Genomic DNA, 10,971 nt, shown 5'->3' on the forward strand with positions numbered 1-10,971 from the left:
AAAGAGTCGTCACACGCCAGCTGGCCTCCGAAAGTGTACTTGATGCCAGCGAGCGAGACATGGCGTTTCGGCGAATCAGGGCGCAGCGCCGGTCAGCAGGGCAGGAGCGCCCACGTGGTGTAGGTGGCGCAGCCAGACCTCGATCTGGATTGCCGTGTAGAACTGCGTGACGGCGCCCACACGCCCGGGTGCGGGCAGCGCCGCGGTCCAGGCGTCGGCATCGGCATAGCCGCGCTCCACGATCTGGGGCCGTTCGGCCAGGAATTCCCGCCATTGGGGATGGCGTTCGAAGCCGTGCAGCATCGCCTCGTCCGCGATCGGCTTCGACCGCCGCCGAAGTACCTGTTCGCTGACCAGCCCCGCGAAGGCGTACCGCTGCACCGCTCGATCGATACGGGGATCCACCGCGATGTTCCACGGGGTGGCCAGTGCCAAGTCGACCAAGGGTGGCGCCAGCAGCGGATGCCGCAATTCGAATGTGGCCGAAGGGAACTGGTGGCGGCTTCGGGCGAACTCCAGGCCGCGTAGCACGTTCTCCACGACGGCCTGACCGTGGACCGTCTGCGCTCGGATCGGCGTGGTGAACTCGGCGCGGCGTTGCAGCCCGTGACCCTCGACGTACTCTCGGCGCAGCCACGGTGCCGCTTCGGTAATGCGCGCAGACGGTTGCAGCGTCAGGGTCCGACCGCGTCGCCACCGGCGCCGTCCTTCGAGGGCCGCGCGACGCAGCCAGAACGTGGCGGGTCGGCCCAGCCCGGACTCGGCACTCCACCGCAGCGCCTCGCGCCACAGGTGTACCGGCTGTCCGTTACGCAGTAAGTCGGCCAGGTACCAGGGCAGCAGGCCCGCGAAGAACACCGCGTCGCCGCCCTCGCCGGTGAGCAGAGTCGACACGCCCAACTCCCGCGCGACGGCCTCCTCGGCCGCGCTCGGGGCCCAGTTGATGATCCGGCGCGTGGGTGCAGGTAGGAAGATGCCCAATTCCGGCCCGGCGGTGAAGGTGCCGTGTTCGGTGGCGTCGATGGGATGCCACGGTGCCGGACTCGTTTCCAGCGCCGCCCTCATCCACGACGACTCGTCGCTGCCGGGGAATCCGGGATGAGTGAAGCTGAGCGCGGCCACCGGCGCCAGACCGGTGGCCGCGGCTAAGACCGTCGAGGTGTCCAGGCCGCCCGACAACTCGACCGCTTGGGTGCCGTCGGGCGACAATGCTCCTGCGACGGCACGTTTAACGGTGTCGCGCAACAGTTCCTGATGGCCGTCGAATGTCTCGTGGACAGGATCGGTCGACGGTCGCCATCCGCCGCGCAGCCGGGGGCGGCCGGTGTGACAGGTAGCGAACTGGCCCACCTGCAGCCGTCGAATGCCGCGGTACGGGGTGCGCGGGCCCAGATGCATTCCGGTGCTGAACATGTCGGCCAGATACTCTTCGTCCAACTCTCGCCAGGCCCCGGTTTCGCGGACCAGTGCTGCCAAGTCGGTGGACACCACGGTTGCGTTCGGCCTAACGGCGTAGTAGAGGGGCCGCAGGCCCATGCGATCGCCGACCAGCACGGCATCGGGGCCGTTCACGATGACAACCGCGTATTCGCCGATGATGCGCTCGGCGGTGTTGGCCTGCCAGCGCCGGAGTCCGGCTTCCACGATCCGGCCGAAGGACGCCGAGGGGGCAAGATTCAACTCGGCGCGCAACCGCGCCGGGTTCGCCAGGTAGCCGTGAAACCAGACCGCGGTTTCGCCGACCGGCTCGTGCTGCGGCCAGCCCTGTATCGGTGCCCCCACCGTGGTGGGCAGCGACACCAGGAATCCCTGCAGGGCTGGTTGCGTCATGCCCGCTGGATAACGGTGAAGCGGTGCAGGACGGAGGCACTCTCCTTGAGCGCTACGCCGTCCAACTCCACCCAGGCATGGGCTTCGAAGGGGTACAGCGCCACGCCGATCACATGCTGGGCCGGCCAGCCGGCCGCGCGAAGAAAGCTGGTCAGGGCGAGCGAGCGCGGTAGACAGTCCAGCGGCGCCTGGCGGGCGGGATAGAGGCCCTCGGCGGTGAAAAAGCGCGCTGTTGCCAGCTGCACGTCAGTCCGCGGCTCGGTGGGGTCGGCGACGGGTTGGGTGCGCTTGTGGTAGGCGGAAGCGAAACCCTTTCGCAGGTCGCGGTCCGCGGCGGCTCGTTCGGTCAAGGCGCGCATGATCGTTGGCCTGCGTCGCCGTGCCCGGACGCCGGCATGCGGCGTGGCGGGCTGCGGCGCGCGGACCAGTCGGCCGGCGGCCAACTGTGATGCGGCGAAGTCGGCGGTGTCGGCCGCCACGGTGGCCGCAGGCACTCCATAGTTGTCGGCGAGGGCGGCGAAGTCGCGCTGTTTCGGTGGCCGGGTGAGTTGGGCCCACATGGCGGTGCCGATCTCATCCACCACGTCGTAGACACCGGTGGAGAGGTCCAGCAGTACCAATCGGTCGGCTACCTGCGCGCAGCGCAGGGTCGGAGCGGGGGCCAGTTGTGGCGGTGCGGAGGGTCCAGGATTCGGCACTGTGTTGGGCGACTGTCGGATGATGGGCCAAAGAGGCGGCGGTAGCCGCCCAATGGTGTATTTGTACGCCCAAATTTCCGAAAAGGTGGGGGAATGCCGAATCCAGATCTCGGGAGTACGGCGTTGTCGGCGGCGTCTTGACGCTGATCGGCCGAGCGGGCGCGACTTCGCCACGTGGCGAGCAACACCTCGACGCGACGGCACCGGAAGGGGAATCTGCCGCTTGCGGCCCATGAACTGCGGTCATGGTGATAGGAGTGGCTGCATCACTTGGTGCCGCCGCGGCCGACGGGGCCGACGACGCTGCGAAGAGGGAGCGAACCATGCATCCGATGAGGTCGATGGGCGCTGCCGGCCGGGCCCTTGTGGTTGCTGGGACGGTGCTGGCCGCCACGGTGCCAACCGCCGGCGTGGCAGCCGCCGACGGGCCGGTCGGGTTGGCCAGTCGGCTGGGCGATTTCTGTCTGGATGCCCCCAGCGCGAACTATTTCGCCGCGGTGGTGGTCAACCCCTGCGATGGTTCGGACACCCAGCGCTGGTTTCTCAATGGCAGGCAGCTGCAGAACGTGGCCTTCCCCCGGGGATGCCTGATCAATCCGGCGGGTGACGGTGTCTTCGCGCACCTCGGACCCTGTGTCGGACTGTGGAACCAGAACTGGAATTTCGATCCCAATGGCCACGTCAAAAATGACCCGGGCTGGTACTGCCTCACTGTCCTCGGCGGACCGGGGCCGGGGACGTGGGTCTCCACCCGCTACTGCGGCGACGACCCGAGCCAAGGCTGGGACGTCATCTCCTGATTGGGCCGGCAGGAGCCTAGGACGAGCGGCTATCGGGAGATCCGATACACCGGATCGGTGCACTCGGTGCCCTCGGCGGACAGCACCCGCTTGAGCACTTTGAACGTCTCGGTGCGCGGCAACTCCTCGGCCACCCGCACATAAGACGGCCACTGCTTGGGTCCCAGATCGGGCTGCTCAGCCAGGAACGCGCGGAAGTCGTCGGCGTCGAACGACGTTCCCCGGGCCAGCACTAGTGCGGCCATCACCTGATCCCCCACCGCGGGGTCCGGGACGGGGTAGACCGCGACCTGAGCGACGGCGTTGTGGCGCAGCAGGATCCGCTCGATCGGTGCGGTACCGAGGTTCTCCCCGTCCACCCGCATCCAGTCGCCGAGCCGGCCGGCGAAGTAGGCGTAGCCGGCCTCGTCGCGGTAGGCCAGGTCGCCGGAGTGATACATCCCCCCGGCCATCCGCTGCGCCTCGGCCTCGGGATCGCGGTAGTAACCCCGAAACTGGCCGCGGCCACTGGCGTTCACCAGCTCGCCGACCACGCCCGGCGGGCACTCTTCACCCGTCTCGACATCGATGATGGTGTTGCCGTCGGTCAGCGGCCCCAGCGCCCCGGGCGGAGTGTCCGGGGTGCGCCCGATCGCGACCCCGCCCTCGGTCGAGCCGAAGGCGTCGATCACGGTGCACCCGAAACGGGTCGCGAAGCGCTCCAGGTCTCGTGGCGCGCCCTCGTTGCCGTAGAGCAGCCGTAACGGGTTGTCGGCATCGTCGGGCTGCGCCGGCGTGGCCAGCACATACGACAGCGGTTTGCCCACGTAGTTGGCGTAGGTCGCCCCGAATCGGCGCACATCGGGAATGAATCCAGAGGCGGAAAATTTGCGGCGCAACGCGATTGACGCACCGGCGGCCACCGCCACCGACCAGCCCGCCATCACCGCGTTGGAGTGAAACAGCGGCATCGACAGATAGCAGACATCGGCGGCCCCCAGGCCGAATCGTTGCGAGAGCATCACCCCGGGGAATGCCGCCTTCCACTGGGTGCAGCGCACCGCCTTCGGGTCACCGCTGGTGCCCGAGGTGAAGATCAGCATGAACAGCTCGTCGGGGTCGGCCTCCCGGAAGCTCACCGGGGTGTCGGCAACACCGGCCAATTCCGATTGCCACGAGGGTGATTCGACATCGATCATGCCCGGAACCGAGACGTCGGCAGTGTTGTCGGCCAGCACCAGTTGGCAATCCGCGTGCGCCACGTCGCGCTCCAGGGCCGCGCCCCGGCGGGTGGGGTTCAAGCCGACCGGCACGATCCCGGTCAGCGCCGCCGCCACCAGCATCGTGGAGAAGAACGGCGTATTGCCCAGCAGCACACCGACATGCGGGGGCTTCTCCGGATCGAGGCGGGCCCGCAGTGCGGCGCCGAGCCGGGCACCCGCGGCGATGTGGTCTCGCCAGCTGACGAAGGTGTCCTCGTAGAAGACACCGCGGTCGTCCACCTCGGCCACCTGCGCCAGCAGGGCTGTGACGGTGGACTGTTGGTCGATATCGGCGGGTGCTGACATGGTGATCAGATTAGTGTTGCAATAGAGCGGTGACTGATTCGCAGGCCTTGAACGCCATAGACGCCATAGCAGCCCTGAAGAAGATCGCCGACATCGAAGAGATCAAGCAGGTCAAGTACCGCTACCTGCGGGCATTGGACACCAAGCACTGGGATGACTTCGCGGCCACGCTGGCCGAGGACGTCACCGCCGCCTACGGCCAGTCGATGGGCAGCAAGCACACCTTCGCCGACCGTGACTCGCTGGTGGAGTTCATGCGGAACTCGCTTCCCGGCAACGTCATCACTGAGCACCGGGTCAACCACCCCGAGATCACCCTCACCGGCCCGGACACCGCCACCGGCATCTGGTACCTGCAGGATCGAGTGATCGTGCCCGACGTCAACCTCATGCTGATAGGGGCAGGTTTCTATCACGACACCTACCGCCGTACCGACGGCGGCTGGAAGCTGAGCCACACCGGATACGACCGGACCTATGACGCCACCGTGGCCCTGACTGACCTGCCGGGGTTCAAGGTGACGTTCGGGGATGCGCTGAACCGTTGAGCCGTCCGGCTCAGCCGACTACGCCGGCGTTTCGGCCAGTTCGCGGCCGATCGCCAGCAGCTGTCCCGTGGCGCCGCCGAGCGCGAACTCGGTCTGCTTGGCGGCCAGGAAGTAGCGGTGGATCGGGTGGTCGATATCGATGCCGACCCCGCCGTGAATGTGGACGATGCTGTGCGCCACCCGGTGGCCGGCCTCGGCCGCCCAGAATGCGGCGGTGGCCACCTGGGTGGTCGCCGGCAGACCCTCGCTGACCCGCCACGCCGCCTGGGTCAGCGTCAGGCGCAGGCCCTTGACGTCGATGTAGCCGTCGGCCAGCCGCTGCGACACCGCCTGGAAGCTGCCGATCGGCTTGTCGAACTGCTCACGCTCGCGGGCGTATTCGGCAGTCATGGCCAGGCCACGCTCGAGCACTCCCAGCTGGTAGGCGCTGTGACCCAGGGCCGCCACGGCGACCAGGTGGTCGAGCACGTCGGCGCCTCCGACCAGGCGGCCGGCCGCCACCTCGACCCCGGAGAGCTCCAGGTGGCCCACGCTGCCCCGTCCGGTGGTGGCCAGCGAAGTCACCGTCACGCCGAGATCGGACGCGGCGACCAGGAACACCGCTGTGCCCGAATCGGTTTCGGCCGCCACCAGAAAGGCATCGGCAACCGAGGCGAAACCGACCTGAGTGCGGGTTCCGGTCAGGCGGTAGCCGTCACCGGCGGCGGCCGCGCGGACCGGGCCCTCACCCATCTCACCGTCGAGGGCGATGGTGAGGATCTTCTGCCCGGCCACGGCCGGGGCGCCCCAGGCCTGCTGCAGCTCCGCGGAGCCGAACTTGGCCAGTGTCTCGGCGGCCAGCACCACCGACTCCAGGTACGGCACCGCGGCCAGCTGGCGGCCGAGTGCGGTCAGGATCGCGGTCTGCTCCAGCACGCCGAACCCGCCGCCACCCAGCGACTCGCTGGCGGCGCTGGAGACGACGTCGGCGTCGACCAGCTTGCGCCACAGCTCGGCGTCGAAGCGCTGCTCCAATGCGTCGAGCTCACGCTGGCGCTCCGGCGTGCACACCGCGTCCACGATGGTGCCGACCAGGCCCGAGAGGTCGTCAGATGCTTCGGTAGTGGTGAAGTCCATGAGTACTTGCCTCCAAAGTCCTTGGGTATATAGGTCAGCGGTTACGGGGCAGGCCCAAAGCGACCATGCCGATGATGTCGCGCTGCACCTCGTTGGTGCCGCCGCCGAAGGTCAGGATCAGGCAGGCACGGTGCATCCGTTCCACCCGACCGCGCAGCAGGGCGCCGGGGGAGTCCTGGCGGACGGTGGCGGCGGTGCCGAGCACCTCCATGAGCAGGCGGTAGGCCTCGGTGGCCAGCTCGGTGCCGAACACCTTCGCCGCCGAGGCGTCCGCCGGGGACGGCGCGGCCTTGTCTGTGGAAGCCAGCTCCCAGTTGATCAGCTTGAGCACTTCGGCCTTGGCCAGCACCCGGGCCAGGTTGAGCTGCACCCACTGCGAGTCGATGACCCGATTGCCGTGGGCGTCCTTGGTGTTCTGTGCCCACTCACGGACCTCTTCGAGAGCCAGCAGGATCGGCTGCGCCGAGACCAGGGCAACGCGCTCGTGGTTGAGCTGGTTGGTCACCAGCTTCCAGCCCGCGTGCTCTTCGCCGACCAGGCTGGTCACCGGCACTCGCACGTCCTGGTAGTAGGTAGCGCTGGTGTCCGGGCCGGCCATGGTGTGCACCGGGGTCCAGGAGAAGCCCTCGGCGCTGGTGGGCACGATCAGCATCGAGATACCACGGTGCTTTTTGGCTTCCGGGTTCGTCCGGGCCGCCAGCCAGACGTAGTCGGCGTAGGCGATCAGCGAGGTCCACATCTTCTGGCCGTTGATCACGTACTCGTCGCCGTCACGCACCGCGGTGGTGCGCAGCGAGGCCAGGTCGGTACCGGCGCCCGGCTCGGAGTAGCCGATCGCGAAGTGCAGCTCGCCGGCGGCGATCTTGGGCAGGAAGAATTTCTTCTGCTCTTCGGTGCCGAACGCCATGATCGTCGGGGCGACGCTGTTGATGGTCAGGAACGGCACCGGGGCGCCGGCGATCGCGGCCTCGTCGGTGAAGATCAGCTGTTCCATCGGCGAGCGTGCCTGGCCGCCGTACTCCTTGGGCCAGCTCAGCGTCAGCCAGCCGTCGTGCCCCATCTGGGCCACGGTCTCGCGGTAGACGTTGCCGGTGCCGTACTCGCCCTGGGTCGAGCTGAGGGCCTCGCGACGCTCCGGTGTCATCAGCGTGGTGAAGTAGGACCTCAGTTCGCTGCGCAGCTCTTCTTGTGCCGGCGTGTAGCTGATCTGCATCGGGGGAGTCCTTCGCTGGTGATCGGTGTCACGATAAGATTCTGGTTCGACAGCCCGTTGTAACACGTTCTAGTCCCGGGGTCCAACGGCCCTAGCGGCTCGTGTGGGAGAGCTGTCGGATCGTATGGTGACACTAGTGGACGACGACGGCCGGAAACGCTCGGTCGGCGCAGGGCTTGTACAGGAGAATGTCATGCGAGTTGAGGTAGATCTGGATCGTTGCGAGGGCAACGCGATTTGCGTCGGAATCGACCCCGACCTGTTCGATCTGAACGATGACGAGCAGGCAGAGGTCAAACTCGCCCCCGTCCCGGCAGACCGGGAAGCCCACGCCGAGCAGGCCATCGCCGAGTGCCCGCGGGCCGCGCTGCGCCGCGTCGACGACTAGCCTCCCCCGGGCGACGACTAGAGGTATTCATAACCGCCGGCGACGATGCGGAGCGCCAGCGATGAAGAGGAGTGGCGTACATGACTGACAACACGATCGACCTGACCGGCAAGGTCGCGGTGGTGACCGGCGCGGCCGCCGGCCTGGGCCGAGCCGAGGCGATCGGGTTGGCCCGCTCCGGGGCCACGGTGGTCGTCAACGACATCGCGCCGGCGCTGGAGTCCTCCGACGTCATCGACGAGATCGCCGCGGCCGGCGGCAAGGGTGTGCCGGTGGCCGGTGACATCAGTCAGCGGTCCACCGCCGACGAACTCGTCAGCACCGCCGACGGCCTGGGCGGGCTGAACATCGTCGTCAACAACGCCGGGATCACTCGCGACCGGATGCTGTTCAACATGTCCGACGACGACTTCGACGCCGTGATCGCCGTGCATCTGCGGGGACATTTCCTGCTGACCCGCAACGCGGCGGCCTACTGGCGGCAGAAATCCAAGGAGTCCGACGCGGGCATCTACGGCCGCATCGTCAACACCTCCTCGGAGGCCGGCCTGATGGGCCCGGTCGGCCAGGCCAACTATGGCGCGGCCAAGGCGGGCATCACCGCGCTGACGCTCTCGGCGAGCCGGGCACTGGGTCGCTACGGCGTCACCGCCAACGCGATCTGCCCGCGGGCCCGTACCGCGATGACGGCCGATGTGTTCGGCGAGGCCAAGGTGGGGGAAGGCGAGATCGACCCGCTGTCGCCCGAGCATGTGGTGACCCTGGTCCGGTTTCTGGCATCGCCGGCCTCGGCCGCGGTCAGCGGTCAGGTCTTTGTGGTCTACGGACCTGAGGTAACCCTGATGGCCGCGCCGGCGGTGGAACGCAAGTTCAGCGCCGACGGGCAGGCGTGGGATCCGGCCGGCCTATCGGACACGCTGGCCAATTACTTCGCCGGCCGGGATCCGGCCCGGACTTTCTCCGCGTCCGAACTGATGTCCGGCGATTAGAACAAAATTAGAACGCGTTACAGCGAGGCGTGGGTCACAATACGCCGTGACCAGCGAAAATAACTCATGTTATCTGCCAAAACATGTCCTTTGACACTGAGAACGTGTTCTAGTTAATATGATCCGGCTCACGGGGGCGGCGCCTGAATTGCACGAATGACGCCACCGCACGATGTTGCCGGATACAGTTTTGCAACCGCCGATGCCCAGGAAGCCCGACCTGAGGGAAGGACCTGCCTTGATCGATCAGCTCGCGGTCCCGGCTCGGGCCGTGGGCGGTTTCGTCGAGATGTCGATAGAGACGTTTCGGGGCATGTTTCGCCGGCCGTTCCAGTACCGCGAGTTCCTCGACCAGACCTGGATGATCGCCCGCGTTTCGCTGGTGCCAACCCTGCTGGTCGCTATCCCGTTCACCGTGTTGGTGGCTTTCACCCTCAACATCCTGCTGCGCGAGATCGGCGCCGCTGACCTGTCCGGCGCCGGGACCGCGTTCGGCACCATCACGCAGCTGGGGCCCGTGGTCACCGTGCTCGTGGTGGCCGGTGCGGGGGCCACCGCCATCTGTGCCGACCTGGGCGCACGAACTATCCGCGAAGAGATCGACGCGATGCGGGTGCTCGGTATCGACCCGATTCAGCGGCTGGTGGTGCCCCGGGCTCTGGCGTCGACCTTCGTGGCACTGATGCTCAACGGCCTGGTGTGCGCGATCGGCCTGGTCGGGGGTTACGTGTTCTCCGTCTTCCTGCAGGGCGTCAACCCCGGCGCCTTCATCAACGGCCTCACCGTGCTGACCGGGCTCGGTGAACTGGTGATGGCCGAGATCAAGGCGCTGCTCTTCGGCACCGCAGCAGGTCTGATCGGGTGTTATCGCGGGCTGACCGCCAAGGGCGGACCCCAGGGCGTAGGCAACGCGGTCAATGAGACGGTGGTCTACGCCTTTATCTGTCTGTTTGTCATCAATGTCGTCATGACCGCCATCAGCGTGCGGGTGCTGGTCAAATGAGTTACGACGCCACATTGCGGTTTCGGCGGTTGTTCCGCGGGGTGCCCAAGGCCGTCGACACCTTCGGCGAGCAGGCGCTGTTCTACGCCGAATCGGTCCGTTACGTCCCCAACGCGCTGACCAAGTACCGCAAGGAGACGGTCCGGCTGATCGCCGAGATCACCATGGGAACCGGCGCGCTGGCCATCATCGGCGGCACGGTCGGGGTGGCCACCTTCCTCACCCTGGCCTCCGGTGGCGTGATCGCGGTCCAGGGCTTCTCCTCGCTGGGCAATATCGGTATCGAGGCGTTGACCGGCTTCTTGTCCGCGTTCCTGAACGTGCGGATCGTCGCCCCCGTGGTGGCCGGTATCGCACTGGCTGCCACCATCGGGGCCGGCACCACTGCCCAGCTGGGCGCCATGCGGGTTGCCGAAGAGATCGACGCTGTCGAATCGATGGCGGTCCATGCGGTGTCGTATCTGGTGTCCACTCGCTTGGTGGCCGGCCTGATCGCGATCATCCCGCTGTATTCGCTATCGGTGCTGGCCGCGTTCTTCGCCGCGCGGTCCACCACGGTGTTCATCAACGCGCAGTCGCCAGGCCTCTATGACCACTACTTCGACACCTTCCTGATCCCCACCGATCTGCTGTGGTCATTCCTGCAGGCCATCATCATGTCGGTCGCGGTGATGTTGGTGCACACCAACTACGGCTTCAACGCGGCCGGTGGCCCGGTCGGGGTGGGTATCGCGGTCGGTCAGGCCGTCCGCACGTCACTGGTTGTGGTCGTCGTCATTACGCTGTTCGTTTCACTTGCCGTGTACGGCGGGTCCGGCAACTTCAACCTCTCGGGCTAG

11 protein-coding genes are annotated in these 10,971 nt (G+C 67.2%); 6 read left to right on the top strand and 5 right to left on the bottom strand.

Annotation, left to right across the window (positions count from 1 at the left end; translation table 11 throughout):
* Positions 1-75 precede the first annotated feature (75 nt).
* Positions 76-1,830, bottom strand: a complete 1,755-nt coding sequence (locus tag N416_RS0111315; RefSeq protein ID WP_024442219.1) for an asparagine synthetase B family protein — start codon at positions 1,828-1,830, stop codon at positions 76-78.
* A complete protein-coding gene (locus tag N416_RS22130) occupies positions 1,827-2,528 on the bottom strand; it encodes a lasso peptide biosynthesis B2 protein (RefSeq protein ID WP_192830878.1) in 702 nt (233 codons plus the stop codon). The genes N416_RS0111315 and N416_RS22130 overlap by 4 nt, the downstream gene beginning before the upstream one ends.
* Positions 2,529-2,851: 323 nt before the next feature.
* Between N416_RS22130 and N416_RS0111325 the strand changes: the two genes are divergently transcribed.
* Positions 2,852-3,328: an RICIN domain-containing protein gene (locus N416_RS0111325; protein WP_024442221.1), complete on the top strand. Its 477-nt coding sequence runs from the start codon at positions 2,852-2,854 to the stop codon at positions 3,326-3,328.
* A 29-nt stretch (positions 3,329-3,357) separates the two neighbouring features.
* Here N416_RS0111325 and fadD17 read toward each other — a convergent pair whose 3' ends face one another.
* Complete coding sequence (gene fadD17, locus N416_RS0111330) at positions 3,358-4,875, bottom strand: long-chain-fatty-acid--CoA ligase FadD17 (RefSeq protein ID WP_024442222.1); 1,518 nt, start codon at positions 4,873-4,875, stop codon at positions 3,358-3,360.
* A gap of 29 nt (positions 4,876-4,904) precedes the next feature.
* On the opposite strand from fadD17, the gene N416_RS0111335 reads away from it, so the two are divergent.
* Complete coding sequence (locus tag N416_RS0111335) at positions 4,905-5,423, top strand: nuclear transport factor 2 family protein (protein WP_369797599.1); 519 nt, start codon at positions 4,905-4,907, stop codon at positions 5,421-5,423.
* 18 nt (positions 5,424-5,441) lie between these two features.
* On the opposite strand, the gene N416_RS0111340 is transcribed toward N416_RS0111335, so the two are convergent.
* Both N416_RS0111340 and N416_RS0111345 read right to left on the bottom strand, forming a co-directional pair.
* Positions 5,442-6,539: an acyl-CoA dehydrogenase family protein gene (locus N416_RS0111340; RefSeq protein ID WP_024442224.1), complete on the bottom strand. Its 1,098-nt coding sequence runs from the start codon at positions 6,537-6,539 to the stop codon at positions 5,442-5,444.
* Between the two features lie 34 nt (positions 6,540-6,573).
* Positions 6,574-7,752 (bottom strand): acyl-CoA dehydrogenase family protein, encoded by a 1,179-nt coding sequence (locus N416_RS0111345; protein ID WP_024442225.1) that lies wholly within the window; start codon positions 7,750-7,752, stop codon positions 6,574-6,576.
* Positions 7,753-7,945: 193 nt separating this feature from the next.
* Here N416_RS0111345 and N416_RS0111350 point away from each other — a divergent pair, with 193 nt between their 5' ends.
* The 4 genes from N416_RS0111350 (at position 7,946) to N416_RS0111365 (ending at position 10,971) form a co-directional block, all read left to right on the top strand.
* Entirely contained in the window at positions 7,946-8,140 is a 195-nt protein-coding gene (locus tag N416_RS0111350) for a ferredoxin (RefSeq protein WP_024442226.1), read from the top strand.
* Between the two features lie 80 nt (positions 8,141-8,220).
* Positions 8,221-9,129, top strand: coding sequence for a 3-oxoacyl-ACP reductase (locus N416_RS0111355; protein WP_024442227.1), 909 nt, complete (start codon positions 8,221-8,223; stop codon positions 9,127-9,129).
* Between the two features lie 238 nt (positions 9,130-9,367).
* A complete protein-coding gene (locus N416_RS0111360) occupies positions 9,368-10,132 on the top strand; it encodes an ABC transporter permease (protein WP_024442228.1) in 765 nt (254 codons plus the stop codon).
* A complete protein-coding gene (locus tag N416_RS0111365) occupies positions 10,129-10,971 on the top strand; it encodes an ABC transporter permease (protein ID WP_024442229.1) in 843 nt (280 codons plus the stop codon). Before N416_RS0111360 ends, N416_RS0111365 begins: the two co-directional genes overlap by 4 nt.

Origin of the sequence: Mycobacterium sp. UM_WGJ, assembly GCF_000455125.1 — a bacterium.
Classification (GTDB): domain Bacteria; phylum Actinomycetota; class Actinomycetes; order Mycobacteriales; family Mycobacteriaceae; genus Mycobacterium.

Bases quoted from the DNA above. Each gene is read 5' to 3' on its own strand.
- N416_RS0111315 (WP_024442219.1), bottom strand. From the start codon at position 1,830: ATGACGCAACCAGCCCTGCAGGGATTCCTGGTGTCGCTGCCCACCACG.
- N416_RS0111350 (WP_024442226.1), top strand. From the start codon at position 7,946: ATGCGAGTTGAGGTAGATCTGGATCGTTGCGAGGGCAACGCGATTTGC.
- N416_RS0111340 (WP_024442224.1), bottom strand. From the start codon at position 6,539: ATGGACTTCACCACTACCGAAGCATCTGACGACCTCTCGGGCCTGGTC.
- N416_RS0111355 (WP_024442227.1), top strand. From the start codon at position 8,221: ATGACTGACAACACGATCGACCTGACCGGCAAGGTCGCGGTGGTGACC.
- N416_RS0111345 (WP_024442225.1), bottom strand. From the start codon at position 7,752: ATGCAGATCAGCTACACGCCGGCACAAGAAGAGCTGCGCAGCGAACTG.
- N416_RS0111365 (WP_024442229.1), top strand. From the start codon at position 10,129: ATGAGTTACGACGCCACATTGCGGTTTCGGCGGTTGTTCCGCGGGGTG.
- N416_RS0111325 (WP_024442221.1), top strand. From the start codon at position 2,852: ATGCATCCGATGAGGTCGATGGGCGCTGCCGGCCGGGCCCTTGTGGTT.
- fadD17 (WP_024442222.1), bottom strand. From the start codon at position 4,875: ATGTCAGCACCCGCCGATATCGACCAACAGTCCACCGTCACAGCCCTG.